Origin of the sequence: Streptomyces sp. NPDC002825, from assembly GCF_040295385.1 — a bacterium.
GTDB lineage: Bacteria > Actinomycetota > Actinomycetes > Streptomycetales > Streptomycetaceae > Streptomyces.
In genome coordinates, this window is sequence record NZ_JBEOVH010000001.1 from 1 (window position 1) to 25,154 (window position 25,154).

Below are 25,154 nucleotides of genomic sequence, written 5' to 3' on the forward strand. Positions count from 1 at the left end.
GACCGCCCCGACGCCGTCTACGGCCTCTTCGACCCCAACGGAACCGACCTCCTCGCCGCCGCCCGCCGCTACGGACTGCGCGTCCCCGACGACCTCCTGATCGTCTGCTGCAGCGAATCCACCGTCTACGCCACCACCGAACCACCCATCACGACGCTCTCCCTCAAGCCCCGCAGGATCGGCACGGCCGTCGTCCAGCTCCTCATCGACGCCATCGAGGGGATCGACACCGACGGACCGGTCGAGCAGGTGATACCGACCGAACTCATCGTCCGTACCTCCTCGCAGCGGCGCTCGCCGCGCACCACGGTCAGCCCGCCGCGCTCACCCGCGAAGGACTGACGCCACGGGCGGCGGCGCCCGAACCCGCCGTCATCCGACCGCCGTCCCCGCCCCTGCCCGTGGGCAGGGACGGCGAAACCGGTGACCGTACCGGCCTCTACCCTGGACTGGACCTTCTCAATTCGGGCGAAACAACCGGTTAACCCGGAGTGGACCCGGATTCACCACCCCTGGTGCGTCACACAGGAGGACCCTCATTCCTATGATGGGCGGACGACACCGCGGACCACCCCGACCAGGCCGGTCCGCGATGTGCAGGGCATCGCGACGGTGGTGGAGGGGTCGATGACTCAGGGGGCCGGTCAGGAGCCCGTGGTACGCACGGCGACATTGCGTGACTTCCGCGTACCGCCGTACGCCCGCGTGCCCGTGCAGGGCCATGCCGCCGAGCCCCTCTCCCCGGAGGAGACGGCGCCTGCTCCGACGGTCGAGGCCGCACCCAGCGAACGCCTGACCGCCGTCGAACACCCCGCGTCCGCCCCGCACCTGCCCCCGGTCGCCCCTTCGCCGGTCGAGGCCGTCCCGATGCCGGCCCCGGTGGCCGCGACCCCGCCGGTCGAGCCCGCCGCGCCCGCCTCCGTACCGGCACCGCCGACCGCCGCACCCGCCGCCCAGGCCGCACCTGCCACTCCGGTCGCGCCGGCTGCCCAGGCCGCACCCGCCGCCCCGCCCGTACCCCCCGCGCCGCAGGCACCGGCAACCGCAGTCGTGCCCGAACCCGCGCCGATGCCCGCCGCTCCCACCCTCCACCTGGGTCATCGCCTCGCGCCGACGTACACCACCTCCACGACCGGCTCCTCCATCGTCTCCGTCGCCACCGGTCACCCCGGCAACGCCTTCCCCGCCGGCGAGCCCGAGGGATACACGCCGACCGAGCGCGACCTCCCGGTCATCAACCGCGGCGACACCGTCCAGGTCCCCGTCACCCCCGAGCAGCCGGCCTCCACCCCGGCTCCCGGGAACGGCGACGGACCCGGGCCCCTCTACGTCGTCGGCGACGTCCACGGCTACCTCGACGAGCTCGTCGCCGCGCTCCACGCCCAGGGCCTCATCGACGAGAACGGCAACTGGTCCGCGGGCAACGCCCGGCTCTGGTTCCTCGGCGACTTCACCGACCGCGGCCCCGACGGCATCGGCGTCATCGACCTCGTCATGCGCCTCTCCGCCGAGGCCGCCGCCGCGGGCGGCTACTGCAAGGCCCTCATGGGCAACCACGAGCTGCTGCTCATCGGCGCCAAACGCTTCGGCGACACGCCCGTCAACTCCGGCGCGGGCACCGCCACCTTCCAGGCCGCCTGGCTGCTCAACGGCGGCCAGAAGCACGACATGGACCGGCTCCAGGACGTCCACCTCCAGTGGATGTCCCGGCTGGACGCCGTGGTCCGCGAGGACGACCACCTCCTCGTGCACTCCGACACCACCGCGTACCTCGAATACGGCCAGACCATCGAGGACGTCAACGACACGGTCCACGAGGTCCTCAACCGGAACGACGCCGACGAGGTCTGGGACCTCTTCCGCAAGTTCACCAAGCGCTTCGCGTTCCGCGACGACGGCGGCCCGCAGGCCGTCCAGGAGCTGCTCTCCACCTACGGCGGCCGCCGGATCGTGCACGGCCACAGCCCCATCCCGTACCTCCTCGGCCAGGTCGGCACGGAGGACGGCGAGGACGGCGGCGGCCCGGTCGTCGACGGCCCGCACGTGTACGCCGACGGTCTCGCGATCGCCATGGACGGCGGCGTGACCATGGCCGGAAAGCTACTGGTCGTCCAACTCCCCCTGAACGGCTGACGCATAACCCTGCGCATCCGGGGAAGTCGATTTCCGGAAACACCCTGTCAGGCCGTGGTGTCACCGCAATACCATCGGGTCATCCGTAGCAGGCTCTCCTCCGTTTCCGCCCAACCGACCGTTTCCCACGGCTGATCCGGGCCTACGGAGCATCGGGGGATGCACATGAACGTGGCTCCGCACCTGCTGACCGAGGACCGTGCCGAGTACGAGCGGGTCCTCGACGACGCACTGAGCACCGCCCACGCACGTCCGGATCTCGACGGGGTCGGGACACGGCTCACGGTCGCGCAGCTGCGCGCCATGACCTTGAACGCGACAGCGCTGATCACCACCGCCGCGGCGAGCGAGTACGACCACTTCGTGAAGGTCCGCGAGCAGAACCGCGTGGCCATCGACACCCGCATACCCCTGGCGGACCCCGGCACGGGCGCCGGGGTCGTCGCCATCGTCACCGTGATGGTGCCGGTCCTCGCGGGCACCGCCGCCGCGATACTCCTGCTGGTGGGGGCGGTCCTGCACGCCCTCGCCCCCACGGTCGTGTTCGGCGAGACCCTGCTGACGGCCGGCCTCGTCTTCGCCGCCCTCGCCGCCGCCGGCCTGCTCAGCGCGGGCGCCGGACTCCTCCTGACCGCCCTGCGCAACAGACCGGCCGCGGCGGATGGGACCGCCCCGGCCGACGACGAGCTCACCCGCGCCCGGGAGGCCTGGCGCCGCGCCCTCCTGGAACGCGGCATCCTGCCCTTCCTCCGCGCGGCACTCGCCGCGACCGACCCCCCGGACCAGCCGGATCCCTGAGGATCGGCCGGCCCGGGGACTGCACGGGACTGCTCCGGACCACTCCGGAGCACTTCGGACTGCTTCAGACCGCTCCGGACCAATCCGGACCGCTCCGGACTGCTTCAGACCGCTCCGGACTACTCGGCCAGCGGCAGGTAGACCCGGTTGCCGCTCGCCGCGAACTCCTTCGACTTCTCCGCCATGCCGGCCTCGATCTCCTGCTGCGTGCCGCCGTGCTCACGACGGATGTCCTGGGAGATCTTCATCGAGCAGAACTTCGGCCCGCACATCGAGCAGAAGTGCGCCGTCTTCGCGGGCTCCGCCGGGAGCGTCTCGTCGTGGAACTCGCGGGCGGTGTCCGGGTCGAGGGCCAGGTTGAACTGGTCCTCCCAGCGGAACTCGAAGCGCGCGTCCGACAGTGCGTCGTCCCACTCCTGCGCGCCCGGGTGGCCCTTGGCCAGGTCCGCCGCGTGAGCCGCGATCTTGTACGTGATGACGCCGGTCTTCACGTCGTCGCGGTTCGGCAGGCCCAGGTGCTCCTTGGGCGTGACGTAGCAGAGCATCGCCGTGCCCCACCAGGCGATCATCGCCGCGCCGATGCCCGAGGTGATGTGGTCGTACGCCGGGGCGACGTCCGTGGTCAGCGGGCCGAGCGTGTAGAACGGCGCCTCCTCGCAGATCTCCTGCTGGAGGTCGATGTTCTCCTTGATCTTGTGCATCGGGACGTGCCCGGGGCCCTCGATCATCGTCTGCACGTTGTGCCGCTTGGCGATGGTGTTCAGCTCGCCGAGCGTCCGCAGCTCCGCGAACTGGGCCTCGTCGTTGGCGTCCGCGATCGAGCCGGGGCGCAGGCCGTCGCCGAGCGAGTACGTGACGTCGTACGCCGCCAGGATCTCGCAGAGCTCCTCGAAGTTCGTGTAGAGGAAGTTCTCCTTGTGGTGCGCCAGGCACCAGGCGGCCATGATCGAGCCGCCGCGCGAGACGATGCCGGTCTTGCGGCGGGCGGTGAGCGGCACGTACGGCAGGAGCACGCCGGCGTGCACCGTCATGTAGTCCACGCCCTGCTCGGCCTGCTCGATGACCGTGTCCTTGTAGATCTCCCAGGTCAGCTCCTCGGCCTTGCCGTCGACCTTCTCGAGGGCCTGGTAGAGCGGCACGGTGCCGATCGGCACGGGGGAGTTGCGCAGCACCCACTCGCGGGTGGTGTGGATGTTGCGGCCGGTGGACAGGTCCATGACCGTGTCGGCGCCCCACTTGGTCGCCCAGGTCATCTTCTCCACCTCCTCCTCGATGGAGGAGGTGACGGCGGAGTTGCCGATGTTGGCGTTGACCTTCACCAGGAACCGCTTGCCGATGATCATCGGCTCGATCTCCGGGTGGTTCACGTTCGCCGGCAGCACGGCGCGGCCCGCGGCGATCTCCTCCCGTACGACCTCGGGGGAGACGTTCTCGCGGATCGCCACGTACTCCATCTCCGGGGTGATCTCCCCCCGGCGGGCGTACGCGAGCTGGGTCACGGCCTGGCCGGTGCGGCCGCGGCGCGGCAGGCGGGGGCGGCCGGGGAAGACGGCGTCGAGGTTCTTCAGCCCGCCGCCGCGCGGCGAGGTGTGCTTGATGCCGTCGTCCTCGGGGCGGACCGGACGGCCCGCGTACTCCTCGGTGTCACCGCGCGCGATGATCCAGTTCTCGCGCAGCGGCGGAAGGCCCCGGCGGACGTCGGTGTCGATGGTGGGGTCGGTGTACGGGCCGGACGTGTCGTACAGCGTGACGTCCTTGCCGTTGGTGAGGTGCACCTGACGGACCGGCACCCGAAGATCGGGGCGCGAGCCCTGGACGTACCCCTTGTGCCAGCCCGGCGTGCGCTCCTGCCCGTCGGTCTGGTTCTGGTCGGAGGCAGGCGTGCGTGCATCCTGAATGGTCATGAGACCGATCTCCCTACGCCGGCATTACCCGGTAACAGGTTCGGCGGTCGGCGCAGCCTCCTCCCGTACGTGCGTACGGTGATCAGCGCCCTCTCAGCCCGGTGCTCCGAGCTCCCGCGTGTGCAAAGGTGCCACCACGCTAGCGTCATCCCGGGCGTGCTGAACAGTGGGCCCCCGCCGTTCTTGCGATGATCGGTCGGTGACTTTCCCCCAGCAGACCCCCGAACCTCATGGCCATGGGCACTCGCATTCCCACAGCCACGGCCCCGCCGCTCCCGTCTCTCGGCATCTGCGCAGAGTCATCGCCGCGATCCTGATCCCCTTCGCCACGGCGGTCGTCGTGGGGCTCGTGGTCCTCTGGCCGGGTGGCACCCCGGCGCACGAGCGCACCGGTGTCGGCTTCGACCGGCAGACCCAGCAGGGGAAGGTCGTCTCCGTCGAGCACGTCGACTGCAAGGACGTGAACGCCGCCCAGGTCCCGCCGACCGGCGACACCTCCACCCCGGAGGGCCGCGAGGCGGTCAACGCCCAGCAGGGACAGTGCGAGAAGGCGACGATCGAGGTCACCAGCGGCCCGGACCAGGGGCGGAGGTTCGTCGAGATCGTGCAGCCGGACGCGCCGCGTCAACTGCACGAGGGCCAGGGCGTGGTGGTGGCGTACGCCCCCGACGCCCCGCGCGACCTGCAGTACTCGGTGACCGATGTGAACCGCAAGCTGCCCTTGGCGGTGCTCGCCGGCATCTTCGCCGTCGCGGTCGTGCTGGTCGGCCGGATGCGGGGCGTCATGGCGCTCATCGCGCTCGCCGTGAGCTTCCTCGTGCTGACGTACTTCATCCTTCCGGCGATCCTGGAGGGGTCGAACCCGCTGGTCGTGGCGGTGGTCGGGTCGAGCGCGATCATGCTGATCGCGCTCTACATGTGCCACGGCCTCTCGGCCCGCACCTCGGTCGCCGTGCTCGGCACGCTGATCTCACTGCTCCTGATCGGTCTGCTCGGCTCGCTCTTCATCGGCTGGACCGCGCTCAGCGGCAACACCGACGACTACACCGGTCTGATCCACGGCCTGTATCCCGAGATCGACATGTCCGGTCTGCTCCTGGCCGGGATCATCATCGGTTCGCTGGGTGTGCTCGACGACGTGACGGTGACCCAGACGTCGGCCGTCTGGGAGCTGCACCAGGCCGATCCGGGGATGGGGCCGCGCGGGCTGTACCGGGCCGGGATCCGAATCGGCCGCGACCACATCGCCTCGGTCGTGAACACCCTGGTGCTCGCCTACGCGGGTGCCGCCCTGCCACTGCTGCTGCTCTTCTCCATCGCCCAGAGCAGCATGGGGACGGTGGCCAACAGCGAGCTGGTCGCGGAGGAGATCGTCCGGACGCTGGTCGGGTCGATCGGTCTGGTCGCGTCCGTGCCGGTCACCACGGCGCTCGCGGCGCTGGTCGTCTCCGCCGACCGGCCGGCGTCCGGAGGCGCGAAGCTCGCGGCGGCGCGGGGAGGGCGGCGCCGCCGCGCCAAGTGAGCTGTATCTGCTGAGTGATGCGTACGTGGCGAGTGAGGCTTACGTGGCGAGGGCTCGGGCCGGCCCGGCTCGGGGAGGGTCCGGCTCGAACGATCGCGCTCACGCGGGGCGACGGGGCTGAGACGGCTCGGACCGAGCAGCTCAGCGGGCGCGCGCTCAGGCGGGCCCGGCGTTCTCTTCGGCCAGAATCCGGCCCAGTGCGGCCTCCAAGTTGTCCTCGAAGTCGCCCAGTGTCCGTTCCTGACCAAGTGGAACCAGTTTGTCCGTTCGGTCGAGGAAGGCGACCAGTGGCGGCGCACTGGCCCGGAAGAGCGCGCGATCGCCGCCCACCTGGAGCCGGATGGAGACGTCCGAGAGTCCCTCCGGATCCGTCGGAGCGATGTGCACATCCCCGTCCCCGCTCGGCCGGTTGATCCCGTCGAGCAGCAGTTCCCGTCCGAACGCCCAGGTCACGGGTGCGTCTCCGGGGAGGTGGAAGGTCATCCGCACCGCGTAGGGATCCCGGGTCTCATACCGGAGTTCGACCGGGATCTTGAAGGAGAGCTCCTCGGAGACGAGGAAGCTCATCAGGACCTCGGCCTGAACGGACTCTCGCATCGTGTACCCCGCAGTAGATGAAGCAGTTGTGTAAACACAGCTGCTGAAAGCTGTGACCGAAACGGCCAGGAATGATCCCCCGTGGCCCTCTTGACGCAATCGTGCTGTACGCGCTAGCAGATCACAAGGAGTGATTTTTCAGATACTGATAGAGAACGCGAGCGAGCCGAAGAGCTTTCCGATCTCGGTACGTAGCCGCTCGACTGCTGGGAGCAACCGTTCTTCCTGGTGAAGGGGGAGGGAAATCGCCATCGTGGCCGCCGTGGAACCCGCAGTGATGGGGATGGCGGCACAGACCGTGCCGAGCGCATATTCCTGACGCTCCACCACGGGTTCCATTCGGTCCAAACTGCCCAAACGCTCCAAAAAGACGCGCTGGTTACGCACCGTGTACGGAGTGATGGCTTCCACCGGGTGGCGGTCGAGGTGGTCTTGACGAGATTTCAGATCGAGTTGACTGAGGAGGCACTGCCCGATCGCGTGGGCGTGCGCGGTCTCGCGGAAGTCCGCCCACTCCTCCACCGCGGGGGCGTTGGGAGTGTCGGCGACGGCGACGAGCTCGATCTCCCCCTCGCGGTAGAGGGCGAAGTAGATGGGCACGCCGATCTCGTCCCGCCAGTGGGCCAGGGAGTCTTCGATCTTGATGCGACGATTCTGCACATCTCCGCCGCCGGCCAGTCGGACGGCGGCGTCGCCTAGGACGAACACACCCTTGTCGCGGAGCAGATAGCCCTCGTGCGTCAGGGTGCGGAGCAGGTGGTACGTGGTGGGAAGCGGAAGGCCCGTCTCGCGGGCGAGCTGTTTGGCCGGGGCGCCCTCCGCATGGGAGGCAACGGCCTCCAGGAGCCTCAGCGCTCGCTGCACCGAGCCGATCAGGGTAGGCGCAGCCGTCTGCGTAGCCGTGGCCAAAGGTCACCCCCAGGCGTGACAACGGATGCAGTGCACCCGCCCGCGGGGGCCGCCCCCGCGCGCCCGCCGGGCCTTGGAAACCGCTGGTCAGTACCGAGGTCTACGCCTGTAGTCCCCAACGCGGCGGAGGGATTCCACTCTAGTGGCAGGCCCTGGGCCCATACCCTGATTAGCCCGGCGCGTTCCCTCGCGCGGGCTAATGCCCTCCATCGCCTTCATACTGATCAGTAGCTTGTGCTACCAGTCCCCGCGCGACCGTGCGGAGGAGCTGAACTTGCGCACGACGTAGACGAGTCCGGCGACGAGCGCCACGAAGAGCAGCACCTTGAAGAGCACGGCGACCACGAAGGTCAGGACGCTGGTGATCAGCCCGCCGAAGACGAACAGGGCGAGAAGGGGTATCGCGACCCACTTCACCCACCAGGGCATCCCCGCGAGAATCTCCCGTACGGCCATCGTCCCTACCTCGCTCTCGAAGAACCGCTCGGCGCACTCCGCGCCCGAACACTCTCAAGGCTAGGGGCGGGAGGAAGCCCGTGGGGGCCCTGCGGCCCCCGCTCTCCCCTGATCCGACCCCTAGGGGCTCAGGGTCTCCCAGGCCCCTCGGCCTCCGGGTCCGGCTCAGCTCTCCGGCGGGGAGAAGACCACCATGACCCGCAGGTCCTCGCTGATGTGGTGGAACCTGTGCTCCACCCCGGCCGGCACATAGACCACACTGCCCCGCGCCACCTGCGTCGTCTCCGTCCCGACCGTGATCGCCGCCCGGCCGCTGACCACGAAGTACACCTCGTCCTGGCCGTGCGGCTGCTGCGGGTCGAGCTCCCCGGCGTCCAGCGCGTACAGGCCCACCGACATGTTCCGCTCGCGCAGGAACTGGAGGTACGCACCCTTGTTCGCGGCGCGCTCCGCCTCCAGTTCGTCCAGCCGGAATGCCTTCATCGCCTGCTCGCCCCTGCCCTCGGCCCGATCACGTCTGCCACGATCAGACACATGAAGAATTTCGTAGTCAAGACGCTCGCGAACGCGGGCGCCCTCGGAGTCGCCATCTGGCTGCTCCAGGACATCACCCTGACCGGCGACAGCACCGCCAAGAAGGCCTGGACGCTCATTCTCGTCGCCCTGGTCTTCGGTCTGGTGAACTTCCTGGTGAAGCCCATCGTCAAGCTGCTGACGCTTCCCCTCTTCATCCTGACCCTCGGCCTGATCACCCTGGTGGTCAACGCCCTGATGCTGCTCCTCACGTCCTGGCTGGCCGACCAGCTCGACCTCAGCTTCCACGTGGAGGGCTTCTGGACCGCCGTCCTCGGCGGCCTGATCATCTCCGTCGTCTCCTGGGCGCTGAACGTCGTGCTCCCCGACGGCGACTGAGTGGAATCCATGACCTACCGCGTCTGCTTCGTCTGCACGGGCAACATCTGCCGCTCGCCGATGGCCGAGCACGTCTTCCGCCGTCGGGTGGAGGAGGCCGGCCTCGGCGAGCTGGTGGTGATCGACAGCGCGGGCACCGGAGGCTGGCACGAGGGCGACGGAGCCGATCCGCGCACGGTCGCAGTGCTCGACGAGAACGGATACACCTCCGCGCACATCGCACGGCAGTTCCGTTCCTCGTGGTTCCCCGCCCTCGACCTGGTCATCGCCCTGGACGAAGGGCATTTGCGCGAGCTGCGGCGGCTGGCCCGCACCCCCGAGGAGGCGGCGCGGATACGGCTCCTGCGCTCCTACGACCCTGCCGCGGGATCCGGACTCGACGTCCCCGACCCCTACTACGGGGGCCGCGCGGAGTTCGAGGAGTGTCTGGAGATGGTGGAGGCCGCGAGCGAAGGACTGCTCGCGGCCGTACGCACGGAACTGGAGGAACGGACACCGTGACGCACGAGGAACTCGGCGACGGCACCAGAGCGGTACGGGCGGGGCTGCCCGAGCCCGTGAAGTACGAACCGACCCTGCCGGGGCCGGTCTTCGCGGCCCACTTCCATCTGCCGGGCGAGCCGACCGGCCCGTACACCTACGGCCGTGACGAGAACCCGACCTGGACGCATCTGGAGCGGGCGATCGGCGAGCTCGAGGCGCCGGGGGAGGAGGGCGTGGAAACACTGGTCTTCGCCTCCGGCATGGCCGCGATCTCCGCCGTCCTGCTCTCCCAGCTGAAGTCCGGCGACGCGGTGGTGCTGCCGTCCGACGGCTACCAGGCCCTGCCCCTGCTGCACGAGCAGCTGCGGGCGTACGGCGTCGAGGTCCGCACCGCGCCGACCGGCGGCGACGCCCAGCTGTCCGTACTGGACGGGGCCCGGCTGCTGTGGATCGAGACCCCCTCCAATCCCGGTCTCGACGTCTGCGACATCCGCCGTCTGGTGCGGGAGGCGCACGCGGCCGGGGCGCTCGTCGCCGTCGACAACACCCTCGCCACGCCGCTCGGCCAGCGCCCGCTCGCCCTGGGCGCGGACTTCTCCGTGGCCAGCGACACCAAGGGCATGACCGGGCACGGCGACATCCTGCTCGGCCATGTGAGCTGCCGGGATCCCCGGCTGGCGGCGGAGGTACGACGCTGGCGCAAGATCGTCGGCGCCATCCCCGGTCCCATGGAGGCCTGGCTCGCCCACCGGTCGCTCGCCACGCTCCAGCTGCGGATCGACCGGCAGTGCTCCACCGCGCTGGCCCTGGCGGAAACGCTCGCCGGACGCGCGGACGTCACCGGGCTTCGCTACCCGGGCCTGCCCGACGACCCCTCGCACGCGGTGGCCGCACGGCAGATGCGGCGCTTCGGCCCCGTGGTCTCCTTCGAGCTGGCGGACCGGAAGCGCGCCGAGCGGTTCCTGGAGGAGCTGCGGCTCGTGGACGACGCCACCAGTTTCGGCGGGGTGCGCTCCACGGCGGAGCGGCGCGGGCGCTGGGGCGGGGACGCGGTCGCGGAGGGCTTCATCCGCTTCTCGGTCGGAGCCGAGGACCCGGAGGACCTGATCGCCGATGTGCTGCGCGCCCTCGACGAGGCCGGAAGCGCGGGCTGATCACGGGTCGGGGGCACGGACCGAAGGCGCTCCGAGCCTCCCCCCTCATGGCTCGGAACGCCCTCGGTTCCACGCGCGGAGACCGCCTGAACAAGGCTAGTTGACTGTGCGTCAGTGTCCAATCACGGTAGCGACAGCGACCTATCGACTTATTTATAGTTGGACGGTCCTGAGGCGCAGTCAGCCGACCGCCTGAGTCGAACGGCCGCACGGCCGGGAGGGGGCGGAGATGGATCTGGCCTTGCTGCGCACGTTCGTCACGGTGCACCGGGCCGGCTCCTTCACCCGCGCGGCCGCGCTCCTCGGCCTGTCCCAGCCCGCCGTCACCAGCCAGATCCGGACCCTGGAACGACAGCTGGGCCGGCCGCTCTTCCTCAGACAGGCGCGCGGAGTCACCCCGACGACCATCGGCGACGAACTGGCTCACCGAGCGGCACCCCATCTGGACGCCCTCGTCGCGATCGCCGGGACCGGGCTCGACGAGGAGAGCGCGGTCCGCACCCTCCATCTCGCCGGGCCACCGGAGTTCACCGCACTCCGTGCACTGCCCGCCCTCACCCCGCTGGTCGAGCAGGGGCTCGCCGTGCGGGCCTCCTTCCCCGGCACCACCGAGGAGATCCTCGACGGACTCGCCGCGGGCCATCACGATCTGGCCATCGCCACCGCCCGCCCGCGTGGCGGTCTGCTCGTCTCCACCCCGCTCTGCGACGAGGAGCACGTCCTGGTCGCGGCCCCGCGCTGGGCCGCCCGGCTCTCCCCCGAGGTGCTCCTGAGCGAGGGGGCGGTGGTCCTGGAACAGCTGCCGGTGGTCGAGGTCCACGAGTCCCTGCCCTTCGTCTCCCGCTACTGGGCGAGTGTCTTCGAGACCAAACCGGCGGCCGCCGCCACCGTCATCGCCCCTGACCTGCGGGCCGTGCGGGACTCGGCCGCCTCCGGTGCCGGCTTGGCCGTCCTGCCCCGCTACCTCTGTGAGGACGCCCTGCGGCGGGGCCTGCTCGTGGCGCTGCTCGATCCCCCGATCCCTCCGCTCCGGACGTACTTCCTCGTCGCGCGGACGGGGACGCTCGCGCTCACCCCCCTCGCGGGGGCCCATGAGGAGCTGCTGCGCGCCGCCGGGAACTGGTGAGTTTCAGGACACCTCGGACGGGCCATTTTCTTCCCATGACCGAACGGCCCGTGATCAAGCGCACCGCACGCGCCATCCTGCTCGACGGGGATGACCTGATCCTCATCAAGAGGACCAAGCCCGGGATGGATCCGTACTGGGTCACGCCCGGCGGCGGCGTGGAGCCCACCGACGCCACCGTTGTCGAGGCCCTGCACCGCGAAGTACTCGAAGAGCTCGGGGCCAAGATCACCGATGTGGTGCCCTGCTTCGTCGACACCGTCGAGCACATCGTCGACGGCGGGGTCTCCGGGGTGAAGGTCCAGCACTTCTTCGTGTGCAGGCTCGGCTCCATGGACCCATCCCTGCGGCACGGCCCCGAGGTCGAGGAACCGGTCGGCGAGTACGAGATCGTCCGGGTGCCGTTCACCCGGGTCGGCATCGCCGCCGTGCACCTCGTCCCGCTCTCCCTGCGCCACTACCTCGACGGCAACATCGAGGGCGTCCGCGCGATGCACGCCCCCGACCTGGGCTAGGGCCTGTCTGACAATGCGCGCCGGATCAGGCCGGGTCGTCCGGTGCGTGCGATCGGCGAGCGTGCGTGCCGGGCGGGCCAGACCCGGCGGGAATTGTCAGACAGGCCCTAGCTCACGCCCGCGGAGGCGAGCTCCGCCAGGAAGTCATGGCGGATGCGGTCCGAGGGGACCCCGGCTCCGCGCAGGGCGTCCACCCCGCGGCGGACCATGTCGATCGGGCCCGAGAGATAGGCGTCGCGTTCGTTCCACGGGCCGTAGCGGCAGACCGCGTCCGGCAGCCGCCCCTGCTCCTCGGTGACCGCGTGGACGGAGAGCCAGGGGAAGGTCTTCTGCAGCCGCATCATGGTGTCGATGTCGTAGAGGTCGTGTCCGCTGCGCGCCCCGTAGAAGACGTCGACCGGGCGCCGGTCGCCGTGCTCGGCGATGTCCTCGACCAGCGCCTTGATCGGCGCTATCCCGGTGCCGCCGCCCATGCAGAGCAGGGCCGTGTCGGTGGAGTGGTCGACCGTCATGGAGCCGGCCGGCGGGCCCAGCCGCAGCACGTCCCCGGGGCGTGCCCGGTGGACCAGCGCGTTGGACACCCAACCGGCCGGGACGGCCTTGACGTGGAGCGAGAGCAGCCCGTCCGGCCGGGGTGCGGAGGCGAAGGAGTAGTGGCGCCATATCCGCGGCCACCACGGGGTCTCCAGCGTCGTGTACTGCCCGGCGAGGAAGGGGTAGGGCTGGTCGGGCCTGAGCGTGACGACGGCGATGTCCGGGGTGCGCAGGTCGTGGGAGACCACCTCGGCCTGCCACCAGGCGGGGGCGGTCCGCTCGTTCTCCGCAGCCGCGTCGATCATGATCTGGGAGATCGTCGTGTACGTGCGGACCCAGGCGGCCTCTGTCTCCTCGTCCCAGGTCTTCTCCGCGTACCGCACGAGAGCGCCGATGAGGGCCTCGCCGACGGCCGGATAGTGGGCGGCCTGGGTTCCGTACTTCCGGTGTCCCCTGCCGAGGTTCTCCAGGTACGCGGTGAGGACCGGGGTGTCGTCCATGTGCTCGGCCGCCGTCAGCAGAGCCTTCAGAAGCCGGTCCCGCTGGGTGTCCATGGCAGCGGGGAACATCTCGCGCAGCTCGGGGTGGTGGATGAAGAGCAGGGCGTAGAAGTACGAGGTCACCCGATCGGCGACCGGTGCGATCTCCGCCAGGGTGCGTCGGACGAGCGCGGCGTCGGCGGAGGCTCCCTCGGATATCCGGGGTTCCTTCCCGTCCGCCGTCGGGGACTCCCGTTCGTCCGTCGTGGTGGTCGGAGCATCCATCATCTGCCTCGCCTCGCGCTGGCCGGCTTCCTGATCGCAGCATGGGGCTTGCCACCGGCGCTTCGGGCAGAAAGTGGCATTCTCGGGCCATAGGCCCGGGTTTCTGGTTAGGCTGCGCTGTTTCGGACCAGGGCGTAGGCCTCGCGCAGGTCCCCTCCGGAGTAGCTGTGTCGGGACAGCCCGGCCAGATGGTGGTCCGCGTTGACCGCCACGGTCTCCGGCACGATCGCGAAGAGCTCCGCGTCCGACATCGAGTCCCCGTACGCGACGCAGTCGGCCGGGTCCACTCCGTACCCCGCGCAGAGCTCCCGCGCGATGCGCACCTTCGCTCCGGCGTCGAGAATGCCCGGCCGGTGGATCGGCTCCGTGAAGGGGACCGCCGGCCAGAGCGAACCGTGGGTCGTGTCGACACCCCAGTCGAGAAGTCGCTCGACGAAGAAGTCGGGCGAGAGCGAGATGACCGCGCAGCGGTCCCCCTGGGCCCGGATGTCGGCCCAGACCTCGCGGATGCCCACGAGCCAGGGCGCCCCTTCGAAGGCCGCCCCGACCTGCTCGGGGGTGAGCGCGGACCAGAGCGCATGGGCTTGGACGGCGAACTCGTCCGGCGTCATCCCCCGCAAGAACCCCTCTTCCAGCGCGGTGATCTCCTCCACCAGACCCAGTTGCCTGGAGATCTCCACAGCAGCGGCCGAACCCCGGATCAGGGTGCCGTCGAGGTCGAAGAGATGCAGTCGTCGGGCGCGGGGGTCTCGGGGTTTCACGTGAAACATCGTCCGTGTGCCAGGGGACGGAAGCAACGACTCCTCGGTATATCGGCCAGAGGGGTCAGCGCGTATCCGGCCAGCGGGTCGTTGTGGATCGGCAGGTGGGTCGGCGGGGGGCAGCCCGTGGGTCGTCGGCGAGCGGCCGGTGGGGTCGCGCCCGGATCCGTTAAAGCGGTGGACGACAGATCATCGCGTGGGACAGCCTGAAAGGCATGCCGCTTTCCCCCGCTCCCCTCGCTCAGCTCCCGATCCGGCGCCTCACCTCGAAGGACCTCCTCGCCTGCTCCGACCTCTCCGAGAACCGGGGATGGCTACGCGAGGAACACAAGTGGGGACTGCTGCTCACCGCCGGCACCGGCTACGGCATCGACGACCCCGACGGCCCCGGCCTCGCCGCCTGCTGCGTGGTCACCTCGTACGGACCCGGGCTCGCCGCCATCGGCATGGTGCTCGTCGCCGAGCGGTACGCACGCCAGGGCGTGGGACGCCGGCTCATGCAGCACGTCCTCGCGGAGGCCGGGGACACCCCGCTCACGCTGTACGCCACGGCCAACGGTCAGCCCCTGTACGAGCAGCTGGGCTTCATCGAGACGAGCCGCTCGGAGATGGTGCGGGGGCACTTCACCTTCACCGCACCCGCCCCGGACATCCCGGTCCGCCCGGCGACGGCGGAGGACCTCCCGGCCGTCCTGCGCCTGGACCACGAGGTCTTCGGTCTCGACCGCACCCACCTCCTCGCCCGCCTCCCGGCCTTCGCTGACCACCTCCGGGTCGCGGAAGAGGACGGCGAGATCACCGGCTTCGCGGCCGCCTGGCCCAACATGGACACCCATGTCATCGGTCCTCTGATCGCCCGGGACCCCGGTACGGCCAAGGCTCTGATCGCCTCCCTCGCGGCCGCCACCGACCGGCCGCTGCGCACCGACATCGACGTACGCCACACCTCCCTGCTCGGCTGGGCGAAGGAGAACGGCATTGACACGATCACCACCACGTCGGTGATGATCCGCTCCCTGCCCGACCTCCCCGGCGACTGGCGACGGCGCTACGCACCCCTGACGGTCGCCGCCGGATAGGTTTACTTGCAGACGCCCATAATTGCGTTGCTTCCTCTACCCTGGATCGTGAGCCGCCCCGGCGCCGTGACAGACCGAGGAGAGACCATGACCGCCACGGACCCCGCACTCACCGCGCTGTCCCAGCGCTGGTGCGCCCTCTCCCTGCTGCACGGCAGGATCGAGGCGCACATCGAGCGCGCCCTGGAGTCCGGGCACGGTCTGAGCGTGCGGGAGTACTCGCTGCTCGACGTCCTCAGCCGTCAGCACAGCGGCCCCGGCGGCCACCTTCAGATGAAGCAGGTCGCCGACGCCGTCGTGCTCAGCCAGAGCGCCACCACCCGGCTCGTCACCCGGCTGGAAGACCGTGGTCTGCTCACCCGGTACCTCTGCGCCACCGACCGGCGCGGCATCTACACCGATGTCACCGATGCCGGCATGAAGCTCCTTGAGGAGGCTCGCCCCACCAACGACAGCGCCCTGCGCGAGGCCCTCGACGAAGCCGCCAAGAACCCGGAGCTGGCGGCCCTCGTCCGGGTCGTGGAGGGCGTGGGCGTGGAGGGCGTGGGCGCCGCCGTGTGACACGGCCACGCGCACGCTGCGCCCCTGTGTGACCCAGGCACGCGTACGCTCCGGGACATGAGCGATCTTGAGATACGCCCCGCCACCGCGGAGGACCTCCCGGCCATCGTCGCGATGCTCGCCGACGATCCGCTGGGCGCCCAGCGTGAATCCCCCGACGACCTCGCCCCGTACCTCACCGCATTCGAGCGCCTCGCGAACGACCCGAACCAGCACGTGGTCGTGGCCGTCCGCGAGGACAAGGTCGTCGGCACCCTCCAGCTGACCGTCATCCCGGGACTCTCCCGCCGGGGCACCACCCGGTCGATCATCGAGGGCGTCCGCATCCACGCCGACGAGCGCGGCAGCGGCCTCGGAACGCAGCTCATCGAGTGGGCGGTCGCGGAGTCCGGGCGCCAGGACTGCCGCCTCGTCCAGCTGACCTCGGACGTCACCCGCACCGACGCCCACCGCTTCTACGAGCGCCTCGGCTTCGAGGCCTCCCACGTGGGCTTCAAGAAGAGCCTCTGAGGACGTGTTTCACGTGAAACCAGACGGTTTCACGTGAAACACCCGAACTCTCCGCGGCTCAGAGACCGCGCCAGCCCGCCTCGTCCACGCCGCCGGGGACCGCGTCCGCCGGATCGTAGGGCTCCCGCGTGAAGACGAACGACCCGAGATCGAGATGGCTCACGCTGCCGTCGGCACGCCGCACCGCCCGGAGGGTCTCCCCCGCGTAGTAGCCGTTCAGCCCGACCCAGCCGCCCTCGGGCAGCGCACGGAAGCGGGCCCGTCGCCCGACGCCCCGCAGGGGTTCGAGCACGACGCTCCGCTCGGGACCGAGCCGAAGCCCGTAGGCGTATGTGCCCCAGTACCAGGGCCCTGTGAGGGAGAGCAGCTCCTCGTCGACCTCGGCCTCGGGAAGGGGCCGCCACGGCTCCGGGATCCTCGGCTCCGCCTCCGCCACGATCCGTACGAGATCGGCGGCCACAGCCGCGGCCAGCGGGCCCGAGGTGGCGTTGGAGAGCGCGATCCCGGCAAGGCCGTCTTCCACGCTCACCCACAGGCAGGCGACGAAGCCGGGCAGGGAGCCGGTGTGGCCGATCAGGGTGCGGCCGTCCCGTCGCAGCAGCTGGAGGCCGAGCCCGTAGCTCCCCTCCCAGTCGCCTTCCCCGGCCGGGGAGGCCGGGGCCCGCATCTCCTCCACGGACGACGGGGCGAGCACCCGCTCGTCCCCCGCCGCGAGGAAGGCGGCGAAGCGGGCGAGGTCGGCGGCCGTAGACCAGAGCTGCCCGGCCGGCGCCATCAGGCCGAGGTCCTCGGACGGCTCGGGCATCATGACGTCGGCCCAGGGGTGCACGGCCCAGCCGCCCGCGCAGGGGGCGACGGGATCCAGAGTCGTCCGGCTCATCCCGAGCGGTTCCAGGATCTCGCGCCGCAGCGCCTCCTCCCAGGTCACTCCCCGGATCGCCTCGACAAGTGAACCGAGCAGCGTGTAGCCGGGGTTGGAGTAGTGGTGGCGGCGGCCCGGCGACTGGAGGAAGGGCTGCTCCCCCAGAACGTCGGAGAGCTCCGGCCGCAGCTCGGCGGAGGACCTCTCCCACCACGCGCCGGGCGTCTCGGCCGCCAGACCTCCGGTGTGGGCGAGGAGTTGAGCGATCGTCACCTCACCGACGGCCGTTCCCTTGAGGTGCCGCCCCAGCGGATCGTCGAGGCCGAGGAGGCCCTCGTCCCGCAGCCGCATCACCAGCACGGCAGTGAACACCTTGGTGATCGACCCGATCCTGAACTGCGTGTCCGCGTCGGGCGCGTGGCCGTCCACACAGCTGCGCGAGCCGCTCCACACCAACGCCCCGTCACGGACCACCGCCCCCACGAAGGAAGGCGTCCGCCCCTCGGTCTGGGCGACGGCGACTCGGTGGAGGAGCGACCGCTCGGTCCCGGGCAGCAAGGCTTCGAATGATGTCGTCATAGACACCATCCAACGCGATCCGAGCCACGTGACTTCCCGGTCGGATCAGGTCTGGGCCATGTCCACGAAGCGCGAGTAGTGGCCCTGGAAGGCCACGGTGATGGTCGCCGTCGGGCCGTTACGGTGCTTGCCGACGATGATGTCGGCCTCGCCCGCGCGCGGTGACTCCTTCTCGTAGGCGTCCTCGCGGTGCAGCAGGATCACCATGTCGGCGTCCTGCTCGATCGAGCCGGACTCACGGAGGTCGGAGACCATCGGCTTCTTGTCGGTGCGCTGCTCGGGACCACGGTTCAGCTGGGAGAGCGCGATCACCGGCAGTTCCAGCTCCTTGGCGAGGAGCTTCAGGTTTCGCGACATGTCGGAGACCTCTTGCTGACGGCTCTCCTGCCGCTTGGAACCACCGGACTGCATCAGCTGCAGGTAGTCGATGATGACGAGCTTGAGGCCGTTGCGCTGCTTGAGCCGGCGGCACTTCGCGCGGATCTCCATCATCGACAGGTTCGGGGAGTCGTCGATGTACAGCGGGGCCTGGGAGACGTCGGGCATCCGGCGGGCGAGCCGGGTCCAGTCCTCGTCGGTCATCGTGCCGGAGCGCATGTGGTGGAGCGCGACCCGGGCCTCGGCCGAGAGCAGACGCATCGCGATCTCGTTGCGGCCCATTTCGAGGGAGAAGATGACGCTGGGCAGGTTGTGCTTGATGGAGGCCGCGCGGGCGAAGTCCAGCGCGAGGGTCGACTTACCCATGGCGGGACGGGCCGCGATGATGATCATCTGGCCGGGGTGCAGTCCGTTGGTGAGTGAGTCGAGGTCGGTGAAGCCGGTGGGCACACCGGTCATCTCGCCGCTGCGGGAGCCGATCGCCTCGATCTCGTCGAGGGCGCCCTCCATGATGTCGCCGAGCGGCAGGTAGTCCTCGGTGGTGCGCTGCTCGGTGACCGCGTAGATCTCGGCCTGGGCCGAGTTCACGATCTCGTCGACGTCGCCGTCGGCCGCGTACCCCATCTGCGTGATCTTGGTCCCGGCTTCCACGAGACGGCGCAGGACCGCGCGCTCGTGGACGATCTCCGCGTAGTACGAGGCGTTGGCCGCGGTCGGTACCGACTGGACCAGGGTGTGGAGGTACGAGGCGCCGCCGACGCGGGTGATCTCGCCGCGCTTGGTGAGCTCCGCGCCGACCGTGATCGGGTCGGCGGGCTCGCCCTTGGCGTAGAGGTCGAGGATCGCCGCGTAGACGGTCTCGTGGGCCGGCTTGTAGAAGTCGTTGCCCTTGATGATCTCCACGACGTCCGCGATGGCGTCCTTGGAGAGCAGCATGCCGCCGAGGACGGACTGCTCGGCGTCGAGATCCTGCGGGGGAACGCGCTCGAAGCCGGAGAGGCCGCCGTCCCAGGGACCGTCGCCGCCCCGCTCGTGCTGGTCGTCCCGCCCGCGGCCACGGCCGCGCCCTTCGCCTCGGGTACGGGTGGGCAGCCGGTCGCTCGGTCCGCTGTCGGCCCAAGGGTCGTCCATGGGCTCGGGAACGCTCACCAAGCCACCTCCTCCCGTCCGCTCCGCGGACCTCGCCATGCCACTCTTTCTTACGCCACGGCCTTGATCAAAGAGTGGCTTTGCGACCGCTTCTGGCGCGTCGGGCGCCGGACCACGGTAGGCCCGCGGGAGGCGTCAGCCAATCTGGTTATCCACAGGCCCTGTGGGTGAAGGGCCAGATGCTGTGGAGAACTCGCCGGATCCTGTGCACGGAGCGGGGGACAGCCATGTGGACAAACTCATAAGGCCCCTCTCCCCACGCATCTGACCTGCACGTTTCCCATCCACGGGCTGTGGGGGAGAAAAAGTTCTCCCCCCGGACCAAGATCAGAACAAACGGCCCACACCCGAAGCCTCGCACCAGCGAAAAGTAAGGATCAGTAGGGCATTGCATCTCTTACCTGTGGAAGATTAGATTGAGGTCATGACTCAGGCCCCCGCGACCCCCAAGGCCGTCCGCCGACAGCACGACCGCGAGATCGTCTCCCTCGCCCTGCCGGCCTTCGGTGCTCTCGTCGCCGAGCCGCTCTTCCTCATGGTCGACAGCGCCATCGTCGGCCATCTCGGCACACCCCAGCTCGCGGGCCTCGCGATCGCCGCGGCCCTGCTCTCCACCGCCGTCAGCGTCTTCGTCTTCCTGGCCTACGCCACCACGGCCGCCGTCGCCCGGCGCGTGGGCGCGGGCGATCTCCCGGCCGCCATTCGGCAGGGCATGGACGGCATCTGGCTCGCACTCCTCCTCGGCGTCGCCGTCGTCGCGCTGACCCTGCCCACGGCACCGTGGCTCGTCGACGTGTTCGGGGCCTCGGACACCGCCGCCCCCTACGCCGTCACCTACCTCAGGATCTCCGGCCTCGGGATCCCCGCCATGCTGGTGGTCCTGGCCGCCACCGGCGTGCTGCGCGGCCTCCAGGACACCCGTACACCGCTCTACGTGGCCATCGCCGGCTTCGCCACCAACGCCGCTCTCAACATCGGCCTGGTCTACGGCGCCGGCCTGGGCATCGCCGGCTCCGCCTGGGGCACGGTCATCGCCCAGTGCGGCATGGCCGCCGCCTACCTCGTCGTGGTCGTACGGGGCGCCCGCCGCCACGGCGCCTCCCTCCGCCCGGACCCGGCCGGCATTCGCGCCTCCGCCCAGGCCGGCGTCCCCCTCCTGGTCCGTACGCTCTCGCTCCGCGCGGTCCTGATGATCGCCACGGCCGTCGCCGCCCGGCTGGGAGACGCGGAGGTCGCCGCCCACCAGATCATCCTGTCCCTGTGGAGCCTGACGGCGTTCGCGCTCGACGCGATCGCCATCGCCGGCCAGGCCATCATCGGCCGCTACCTCGGCGCGGACGACGCCGACGGCGCACGACAGGTCTGCCGCCGCATGGTCCAGTGGGGCGCGGTCTCCGGGGTGGTGCTGGGCGCACTGCTCATCGTCACCCGGCCCCTGTTCGTGCCGCTCTTCACGGACGACATCACCGTGCAGGACACCCTGCTCCCCGCACTCCTGGTCGTCGCGCTCTCCCAGCCGATCTCCGGCGTCGTCTTCGTCCTGGACGGCGTCCTCATGGGCGCGGGAGACGGCCCCTATCTGGCTTGGGCCATGCTGCTCACGCTGGCCGTCTTCGCCCCGGTCGCACTCCTCGTCCCGACGCTCGGCGGCGGACTCACGGCGCTCTGGTGGGCGATGACCCTGATGATGGCGGTCCGGATGGGAACTCTCTGGTTCCGTATGCGCTCCGGCCGCTGGATCGTCACCGGCGCGACCCGCTGACACAGGGGCTGTTTCACGTGAAACAGCGAAGGAGAACAGCGGAAGGGCCGCACCCCGGGGGGTGCGGCCCTTCCTCACTGCTGAGCGCAGACTGCCAAGGGCAGCGTTACGCGGCGACGACCTCGACGCCGAGCTTCGCGGCAACCTCGGGGTGCAGACGCACGGACACCTGGTGCGAGCCCAGGGTCTTGATCGGCGAACCGAGCTCGACGCGACGCTTGTCGACGTCGGGGCCACCCGCGGTCTTGATCGCCGAGGCGATGTCGGCCGGGGTCACGGAGCCGAAGAGACGGCCGGCGTCGCCGGAGCGAACGGCCAGGCGGACCTTCGTACCCTCGAGCTGGGCCTTGATCTCGTTGGCCTGCTCGATGGTCGCGATCTCGTGGATCTTGCGGGCGCGGCGGATCTGCGCCACGTCCTTCTCGCCACCCTTGGTCCAGCGGATCGCGAAACCGCGCGGGACCAGGTAGTTGCGAGCGTAGCCGTCCTTGACGTCGACGACGTCGCCAGCGGCACCGAGGCCGGAGACCTCGTGGGTGAGGATGATCTTCATTTTTCGGTCACCCTTCCCTTATCGCGCGGTGGACGTGTAGGGCAGCAGCGCCATCTCACGGCTGTTCTTGACGGCCGTGGCGACGTCACGCTGGTGCTGCGTGCAGTTGCCGGTCACGCGGCGGGCACGGATCTTGCCGCGGTCGGAAATGAACTTCCGCAGCATGTTCGTGTCCTTGTAGTCCACGTACGCGGTCTTGTCCTTGCAGAACGCGCAGACCTTCTTCTTAGGCTTGCGCACAGGCGGCTTCGCCATGGTGTTTCTCCTGTGTGATCAAGAAGTGGGGGTACGAGCTGCTTCCAGGGCGTGCCCTAGAAGGGGGGCTCGTCCGAGTAGCCGCCGCCGGAGTTTCCACCCCAGCCGCCACCGCCGCCGCCCTGCTGGCCGCCGCCGGAGGGGCTGCCGGTCGCCCACGGGTCGTCGGCGGGAGCACCGCCGCCACCCTGCTGGGGACCGCCGGAGTTTCCACCCCAGCCGCCACCGCCGCCGCCCTGCTGGCCGCCGCCGCCGTATCCACCCTGGCCGCCGCGACCGGTGGTCTTGGTGACCTTGGCCGTGGCGTTCTTGAGGCTGGGGCCGACTTCCTCGACGTCCAGCTCGTAGACCGTGCGCTTGACGCCCTCACGGTCCTCGTAGGACCGCTGCTTCAGCCGGCCCTGCACGACGACGCGCATGCCTCGCTGGAGCGACTCGGCGACGTTCTCCGCCGCCTGACGCCAGACCGAGCAGGTCAGGAAGAGGCTCTCGCCGTCCTTCCACTCATTGGTCTGACGGTCGAAGGTGCGGGGGGTGGACGCGATACGGAACTTCGCGACCGCCGCACCGGACGGGGTGAAGCGCAGCTCGGGGTCGTCGACAAGATTGCCGACGACCGTGATGACGGTCTCGCCTGCCATGGGGGAACCTCTCGGCGGGTTTGCTTCTGGCTGCTGTGTTGCTACTCGAACCCGATGACCTCTGAGCTAGATGCTCAGTGGGTCTCGGGACGGAGGACCTTGGTCCGGAGGACCGACTCGTTCAGGTTGAGCTGGCGGTCGAGCTCCTTGACGACCGCAGGCTCGGCCTGCAGGTCGATGACCGAGTAGATGCCCTCGGGCTTCTTCTTGATCTCGTAGGCGAGACGACGACGGCCCCAGGTGTCGACCTTCTCGACCTTTCCGTTGCCCTCACGGACGACGGAGAGGAAGTTCTCGATCAGCGGGGAGACAGCGCGCTCCTCGAGATCGGGGTCGAGGATGACCATCACCTCGTAGTGACGCATGTGGAACCCACCTCCTTTGGACTCAGCGGCCACGGTCGTTCCGTGGCAGGAGGGTCGTGATGCGTAAGCAACGGTATCCGCCACCACTGACAGTCCCCCTCGGCGAGCGAGGAGCGCTGTCGGGGATCCCGGAGGGACCTGGGCAGACACCGGCGCAGCTGTACAGAGTACCCGCACATCGGCTTGCGGTTGAAATCCTCCGGGAAGGGGACGCAATCTGTACACAACGGATGTCGGCGGCGCTACGATGCGCCGCCTTCCGGCAGCCACGCCAGGAGGTGCCCCATGGCACAGGCAATGCGACCCGACCCCGGCCACTCTCTCTTCGCGACCGACGGCAAACCCCATCCGCTCCAGGACACCCTGATGGTGGTGACCCTGGTGCTGGGGATCGTCTCGTTCACCACCGCGCAGTTCTACAACCTGCACCTGCTGAGTTCGTGGTCAGGCCTGATCGGCATCCTGACGGGCGCCTACGGCCAGTTCATCTCCGTGACGACCCGCGAGCGCTTCCTGATGATCCTCGGACTGGGCGCCTCCGCGGTCGGCTTCTACCTCGGAATGGCGCACGGAGGCCTCTTCGGCGGCGTCATCAGCTGAGCCCGGCGGCACGTCGGTGCACACACACCCATTCGGGGCGCTCCAAGGTCACAGTAGGCTTCGGCGCGAGAGCCGGAGCCCCTGACCGATGGGGACACACCTGCCGAGGAGCGCCCCGCATGAGCCTGACCCTGAGGACCATCAGCCGTGAGCAGCATCTGGCATTCATCCAGAGCCAGCCCGCCGCGAGTCACTGCCAGGTCCCGGCATGGGCTGATGTGAAGACCGAGTGGCGCTCGGAGAACCTCGGCTGGTTCGACAAGTCCGGCGAGCTCGTCGGCGCCGGCCTGGTGCTGTACCGCCAGCTCCCGAAGATCAAGCGCTACCTCGCGTACCTGCCCGAGGGCCCGGTCATCAACTGGTACGCGCCGAACCTGGACGACTGGCTGCAGCCGATGCTGGCGCACCTCAAGCACCAGGGCGCCTTCTCGGTGAAGATGGGCCCGCCGGTGGTCATCCGCCGCTGGGACTCCACCGCCATCAAGGCCGGCATCCAGGACCCGGACGTCAAGCGCCTCAAGGACATCGAGGCCACCCACATCGAGCCGCGCGCCTTCGAGGTCGCGGACCGGCTGCGGAAGATGGGCTGGCAGCAGGGCGAGGACGGCGGCGCCGGCTTCGGCGACGTGCAGCCCCGCTACGTCTTCCAGGTCCCGCTCGCGAACCGCTCGCTCGACGACGTCCTCAAGGGCTTCAACCAGCTGTGGCGCCGCAACATCAAGAAGGCCGAGAAGGCCGGTGTCGAGGTCGTCCAGGGCGGCTACGAGGACCTGGCCGAGTGGCAGCGGCTGTACGAGATCACGGCCGTCCGCGACCACTTCCGGCCGCGCCCGCTCTCGTACTTCCAGCGCATGTGGACCGTCCTCAACAACGAGGACCCCAACCGCATGCGGCTCTACTTCGCCCGCCACAACGGGGTGAACCTCTCCGCCGCGACCATGCTCGTGGTCGGCGGGCACGTCTGGTACTCCTACGGCGCCTCCGACAACATCGGCCGCGAGGTCCGGCCCTCGAACGCGATGCAGTGGCGGATGCTGCGCGACGCGTACGCCATGGGCGCCACCGTCTACGACCTGCGGGGCATCTCGGACTCGCTCGACGAGACGGACCACCTGTTCGGCCTCATCCAGTTCAAGGTGGGCACGGGCGGCGAGGCCGTCGAGTACGTCGGCGAGTGGGACTTCCCGCTGAACAAGCTGCTGCACAAGGCGCTCGACATCTACATGTCGCGCCGCTGACCGTTCCGTAGGCTTCGTAGTCTCGTACACACCTTTGATTCACCGCTGCCGTCA

Annotated in this window: 28 protein-coding genes; 15 read left to right on the forward strand and 13 right to left on the reverse strand. The window is 69.7% G+C overall.

Annotation, left to right across the window (positions count from 1 at the left end; all coding sequences use genetic code 11):
* The 3 genes from ABT041_RS00005 to ABT041_RS00015 all read left to right on the forward strand — a co-directional run.
* Positions 1-342: substrate-binding domain-containing protein (locus ABT041_RS00005; RefSeq protein WP_351176373.1), on the forward strand; the 342-nt coding region annotated here is incomplete at its 5' end.
* 285 nt (positions 343-627) lie between these two features.
* A complete protein-coding gene (locus ABT041_RS00010) occupies positions 628-2,133 on the forward strand; it encodes a metallophosphoesterase (protein ID WP_502976303.1) in 1,506 nt (501 codons plus the stop codon).
* 159 nt (positions 2,134-2,292) lie between these two features.
* Positions 2,293-2,931: a hypothetical protein gene (locus ABT041_RS00015; protein ID WP_351176376.1), complete on the forward strand. Its 639-nt coding sequence runs from the start codon at positions 2,293-2,295 to the stop codon at positions 2,929-2,931.
* A gap of 119 nt (positions 2,932-3,050) precedes the next feature.
* On the opposite strand, the gene thiC is transcribed toward ABT041_RS00015, so the two are convergent.
* Positions 3,051-4,835: a phosphomethylpyrimidine synthase ThiC gene (gene thiC, locus ABT041_RS00020; protein ID WP_351176379.1), complete on the reverse strand. Its 1,785-nt coding sequence runs from the start codon at positions 4,833-4,835 to the stop codon at positions 3,051-3,053.
* Between the two features lie 199 nt (positions 4,836-5,034).
* Here thiC and ABT041_RS00025 point away from each other — a divergent pair, with 199 nt between their 5' ends.
* Positions 5,035-6,357, forward strand: a complete 1,323-nt coding sequence (locus tag ABT041_RS00025) for a YibE/F family protein (RefSeq protein ID WP_351176382.1) — start codon at positions 5,035-5,037, stop codon at positions 6,355-6,357.
* 156 nt (positions 6,358-6,513) lie between these two features.
* Here the strand turns inward: ABT041_RS00025 and ABT041_RS00030 are convergent, their stop codons facing one another.
* The 4 genes from ABT041_RS00030 to ABT041_RS00045 all read right to left on the reverse strand — a co-directional run bounded on the left by ABT041_RS00030 (position 6,514) and on the right by ABT041_RS00045 (position 8,802).
* The gene (locus ABT041_RS00030; protein ID WP_351176385.1) at positions 6,514-6,954 is read right to left on the reverse strand and encodes an SsgA family sporulation/cell division regulator; all 441 of its coding nucleotides are present in this window, start codon (positions 6,952-6,954) and stop codon (positions 6,514-6,516) included.
* A gap of 138 nt (positions 6,955-7,092) precedes the next feature.
* Positions 7,093-7,863: an IclR family transcriptional regulator gene (locus tag ABT041_RS00035; protein ID WP_351176388.1), complete on the reverse strand. Its 771-nt coding sequence runs from the start codon at positions 7,861-7,863 to the stop codon at positions 7,093-7,095.
* 237 nt (positions 7,864-8,100) lie between these two features.
* Complete coding sequence (locus tag ABT041_RS00040) at positions 8,101-8,319, reverse strand: DUF5326 family protein (RefSeq protein ID WP_351176390.1); 219 nt, start codon at positions 8,317-8,319, stop codon at positions 8,101-8,103.
* Between the two features lie 165 nt (positions 8,320-8,484).
* Complete coding sequence (locus tag ABT041_RS00045) at positions 8,485-8,802, reverse strand: cupin domain-containing protein (RefSeq protein WP_030685701.1); 318 nt, start codon at positions 8,800-8,802, stop codon at positions 8,485-8,487.
* A 51-nt stretch (positions 8,803-8,853) separates the two neighbouring features.
* Between ABT041_RS00045 and ABT041_RS00050 the strand changes: the two genes are divergently transcribed.
* The 5 genes from ABT041_RS00050 (at position 8,854) to ABT041_RS00070 (ending at position 12,509) form a co-directional block, all read left to right on the forward strand.
* Positions 8,854-9,231 carry a phage holin family protein gene (locus ABT041_RS00050; protein ID WP_086823855.1) on the forward strand — a complete coding sequence of 126 codons (378 nt, stop codon included), beginning with the start codon at positions 8,854-8,856 and terminating at the stop codon, positions 9,229-9,231.
* 9 nt (positions 9,232-9,240) lie between these two features.
* The gene (locus tag ABT041_RS00055; RefSeq protein ID WP_351176395.1) at positions 9,241-9,732 is read left to right on the forward strand and encodes a low molecular weight protein-tyrosine-phosphatase; all 492 of its coding nucleotides are present in this window, start codon (positions 9,241-9,243) and stop codon (positions 9,730-9,732) included.
* Positions 9,729-10,868 (forward strand): cystathionine gamma-lyase, encoded by a 1,140-nt coding sequence (locus ABT041_RS00060; protein WP_351176398.1) that lies wholly within the window; start codon positions 9,729-9,731, stop codon positions 10,866-10,868. The genes ABT041_RS00055 and ABT041_RS00060 overlap by 4 nt, the downstream gene beginning before the upstream one ends.
* 229 nt (positions 10,869-11,097) lie before the next feature.
* Positions 11,098-11,994, forward strand: a complete 897-nt coding sequence (locus ABT041_RS00065; protein ID WP_351176401.1) for a LysR family transcriptional regulator — start codon at positions 11,098-11,100, stop codon at positions 11,992-11,994.
* A 35-nt stretch (positions 11,995-12,029) separates the two neighbouring features.
* Positions 12,030-12,509: an NUDIX domain-containing protein gene (locus ABT041_RS00070; protein WP_351176404.1), complete on the forward strand. Its 480-nt coding sequence runs from the start codon at positions 12,030-12,032 to the stop codon at positions 12,507-12,509.
* Between the two features lie 107 nt (positions 12,510-12,616).
* Here ABT041_RS00070 and ABT041_RS00075 read toward each other — a convergent pair whose 3' ends face one another.
* Together ABT041_RS00075 and ABT041_RS00080 are read right to left on the reverse strand one after the other, a co-directional pair.
* Positions 12,617-13,810: a globin domain-containing protein gene (locus tag ABT041_RS00075; RefSeq protein ID WP_502976304.1), complete on the reverse strand. Its 1,194-nt coding sequence runs from the start codon at positions 13,808-13,810 to the stop codon at positions 12,617-12,619.
* A gap of 104 nt (positions 13,811-13,914) precedes the next feature.
* On the reverse strand, positions 13,915-14,577 hold the full coding sequence (locus tag ABT041_RS00080) for an HAD family hydrolase (RefSeq protein ID WP_351176406.1): 663 nt from the start codon (positions 14,575-14,577) through the stop codon (positions 13,915-13,917).
* A gap of 206 nt (positions 14,578-14,783) precedes the next feature.
* On the opposite strand from ABT041_RS00080, the gene ABT041_RS00085 reads away from it, so the two are divergent.
* From ABT041_RS00085 to ABT041_RS00095, 3 genes are all read left to right on the forward strand, one after another.
* Positions 14,784-15,647, forward strand: a complete 864-nt coding sequence (locus ABT041_RS00085) for a GNAT family N-acetyltransferase (RefSeq protein ID WP_351176408.1) — start codon at positions 14,784-14,786, stop codon at positions 15,645-15,647.
* Between the two features lie 87 nt (positions 15,648-15,734).
* Entirely contained in the window at positions 15,735-16,208 is a 474-nt protein-coding gene (locus tag ABT041_RS00090) for a MarR family winged helix-turn-helix transcriptional regulator (protein ID WP_351176411.1), read from the forward strand.
* Between the two features lie 57 nt (positions 16,209-16,265).
* Positions 16,266-16,718, forward strand: a complete 453-nt coding sequence (locus ABT041_RS00095) for a GNAT family N-acetyltransferase (protein ID WP_351176414.1) — start codon at positions 16,266-16,268, stop codon at positions 16,716-16,718.
* Positions 16,719-16,776: 58 nt separating this feature from the next.
* On the opposite strand, the gene ABT041_RS00100 is transcribed toward ABT041_RS00095, so the two are convergent.
* Complete coding sequence (locus ABT041_RS00100; RefSeq protein WP_351176417.1) at positions 16,777-18,159, reverse strand: serine hydrolase domain-containing protein; 1,383 nt, start codon at positions 18,157-18,159, stop codon at positions 16,777-16,779.
* A 45-nt stretch (positions 18,160-18,204) separates the two neighbouring features.
* Complete coding sequence (gene dnaB / locus ABT041_RS00105) at positions 18,205-19,686, reverse strand: replicative DNA helicase (RefSeq protein ID WP_189804935.1); 1,482 nt, start codon at positions 19,684-19,686, stop codon at positions 18,205-18,207.
* A gap of 424 nt (positions 19,687-20,110) precedes the next feature.
* Between dnaB and ABT041_RS00110 the strand changes: the two genes are divergently transcribed.
* Entirely contained in the window at positions 20,111-21,448 is a 1,338-nt protein-coding gene (locus tag ABT041_RS00110; RefSeq protein WP_351176420.1) for an MATE family efflux transporter, read from the forward strand.
* 106 nt (positions 21,449-21,554) lie between these two features.
* Here the strand turns inward: ABT041_RS00110 and rplI are convergent, their stop codons facing one another.
* The 4 genes from rplI to rpsF all read right to left on the reverse strand — a co-directional run bounded on the left by rplI (position 21,555) and on the right by rpsF (position 23,262).
* Complete coding sequence (gene rplI, locus ABT041_RS00115; protein ID WP_053640001.1) at positions 21,555-22,001, reverse strand: 50S ribosomal protein L9; 447 nt, start codon at positions 21,999-22,001, stop codon at positions 21,555-21,557.
* An 18-nt stretch (positions 22,002-22,019) separates the two neighbouring features.
* Positions 22,020-22,256: a 30S ribosomal protein S18 gene (gene rpsR, locus ABT041_RS00120; RefSeq protein ID WP_005315025.1), complete on the reverse strand. Its 237-nt coding sequence runs from the start codon at positions 22,254-22,256 to the stop codon at positions 22,020-22,022.
* A 56-nt stretch (positions 22,257-22,312) separates the two neighbouring features.
* A complete protein-coding gene (locus tag ABT041_RS00125) occupies positions 22,313-22,897 on the reverse strand; it encodes a single-stranded DNA-binding protein (RefSeq protein ID WP_351176423.1) in 585 nt (194 codons plus the stop codon).
* A 74-nt stretch (positions 22,898-22,971) separates the two neighbouring features.
* Positions 22,972-23,262: a 30S ribosomal protein S6 gene (rpsF, locus tag ABT041_RS00130; protein WP_015034882.1), complete on the reverse strand. Its 291-nt coding sequence runs from the start codon at positions 23,260-23,262 to the stop codon at positions 22,972-22,974.
* Between the two features lie 285 nt (positions 23,263-23,547).
* Between rpsF and ABT041_RS00135 the strand changes: the two genes are divergently transcribed.
* Both ABT041_RS00135 and ABT041_RS00140 read left to right on the forward strand, forming a co-directional pair.
* Positions 23,548-23,862: a hypothetical protein gene (locus tag ABT041_RS00135; RefSeq protein ID WP_041130195.1), complete on the forward strand. Its 315-nt coding sequence runs from the start codon at positions 23,548-23,550 to the stop codon at positions 23,860-23,862.
* Positions 23,863-23,981: 119 nt separating this feature from the next.
* Positions 23,982-25,100, forward strand: a complete 1,119-nt coding sequence (locus tag ABT041_RS00140) for a lipid II:glycine glycyltransferase FemX (protein ID WP_351176427.1) — start codon at positions 23,982-23,984, stop codon at positions 25,098-25,100.
* The last annotated feature ends 54 nt before the right edge of the window (positions 25,101-25,154 follow it).

What these genes read in the sequence shown, in the direction of transcription:
- ABT041_RS00010 (WP_502976303.1), top strand. Translation starts at nt 628, where the DNA reads ATGACTCAGGGGGCCGGTCAGGAGCCCGTGGTACGCACGGCGACATTG.
- ABT041_RS00015 (WP_351176376.1), top strand. Translation starts at nt 2,293, where the DNA reads ATGCACATGAACGTGGCTCCGCACCTGCTGACCGAGGACCGTGCCGAG.
- thiC (WP_351176379.1), bottom strand. Translation starts at nt 4,835, where the DNA reads ATGACCATTCAGGATGCACGCACGCCTGCCTCCGACCAGAACCAGACC.
- ABT041_RS00030 (WP_351176385.1), bottom strand. Translation starts at nt 6,954, where the DNA reads ATGCGAGAGTCCGTTCAGGCCGAGGTCCTGATGAGCTTCCTCGTCTCC.
- ABT041_RS00040 (WP_351176390.1), bottom strand. Translation starts at nt 8,319, where the DNA reads ATGGCCGTACGGGAGATTCTCGCGGGGATGCCCTGGTGGGTGAAGTGG.
- ABT041_RS00045 (WP_030685701.1), bottom strand. Translation starts at nt 8,802, where the DNA reads ATGAAGGCATTCCGGCTGGACGAACTGGAGGCGGAGCGCGCCGCGAAC.
- ABT041_RS00050 (WP_086823855.1), top strand. Translation starts at nt 8,854, where the DNA reads ATGAAGAATTTCGTAGTCAAGACGCTCGCGAACGCGGGCGCCCTCGGA.
- ABT041_RS00055 (WP_351176395.1), top strand. Translation starts at nt 9,241, where the DNA reads ATGACCTACCGCGTCTGCTTCGTCTGCACGGGCAACATCTGCCGCTCG.
- ABT041_RS00065 (WP_351176401.1), top strand. Translation starts at nt 11,098, where the DNA reads ATGGATCTGGCCTTGCTGCGCACGTTCGTCACGGTGCACCGGGCCGGC.
- ABT041_RS00070 (WP_351176404.1), top strand. Translation starts at nt 12,030, where the DNA reads ATGACCGAACGGCCCGTGATCAAGCGCACCGCACGCGCCATCCTGCTC.
- ABT041_RS00075 (WP_502976304.1), bottom strand. Translation starts at nt 13,810, where the DNA reads ATGATGGATGCTCCGACCACCACGACGGACGAACGGGAGTCCCCGACG.
- ABT041_RS00080 (WP_351176406.1), bottom strand. Translation starts at nt 14,577, where the DNA reads ATGTTTCACGTGAAACCCCGAGACCCCCGCGCCCGACGACTGCATCTC.
- ABT041_RS00085 (WP_351176408.1), top strand. Translation starts at nt 14,784, where the DNA reads ATGCCGCTTTCCCCCGCTCCCCTCGCTCAGCTCCCGATCCGGCGCCTC.
- ABT041_RS00090 (WP_351176411.1), top strand. Translation starts at nt 15,735, where the DNA reads ATGACCGCCACGGACCCCGCACTCACCGCGCTGTCCCAGCGCTGGTGC.
- ABT041_RS00095 (WP_351176414.1), top strand. Translation starts at nt 16,266, where the DNA reads ATGAGCGATCTTGAGATACGCCCCGCCACCGCGGAGGACCTCCCGGCC.
- ABT041_RS00100 (WP_351176417.1), bottom strand. Translation starts at nt 18,159, where the DNA reads ATGACGACATCATTCGAAGCCTTGCTGCCCGGGACCGAGCGGTCGCTC.
- ABT041_RS00110 (WP_351176420.1), top strand. Translation starts at nt 20,111, where the DNA reads ATGACTCAGGCCCCCGCGACCCCCAAGGCCGTCCGCCGACAGCACGAC.
- rplI (WP_053640001.1), bottom strand. Translation starts at nt 22,001, where the DNA reads ATGAAGATCATCCTCACCCACGAGGTCTCCGGCCTCGGTGCCGCTGGC.
- rpsR (WP_005315025.1), bottom strand. Translation starts at nt 22,256, where the DNA reads ATGGCGAAGCCGCCTGTGCGCAAGCCTAAGAAGAAGGTCTGCGCGTTC.
- ABT041_RS00125 (WP_351176423.1), bottom strand. Translation starts at nt 22,897, where the DNA reads ATGGCAGGCGAGACCGTCATCACGGTCGTCGGCAATCTTGTCGACGAC.
- rpsF (WP_015034882.1), bottom strand. Translation starts at nt 23,262, where the DNA reads ATGCGTCACTACGAGGTGATGGTCATCCTCGACCCCGATCTCGAGGAG.
- ABT041_RS00135 (WP_041130195.1), top strand. Translation starts at nt 23,548, where the DNA reads ATGGCACAGGCAATGCGACCCGACCCCGGCCACTCTCTCTTCGCGACC.
- ABT041_RS00140 (WP_351176427.1), top strand. Translation starts at nt 23,982, where the DNA reads ATGAGCCTGACCCTGAGGACCATCAGCCGTGAGCAGCATCTGGCATTC.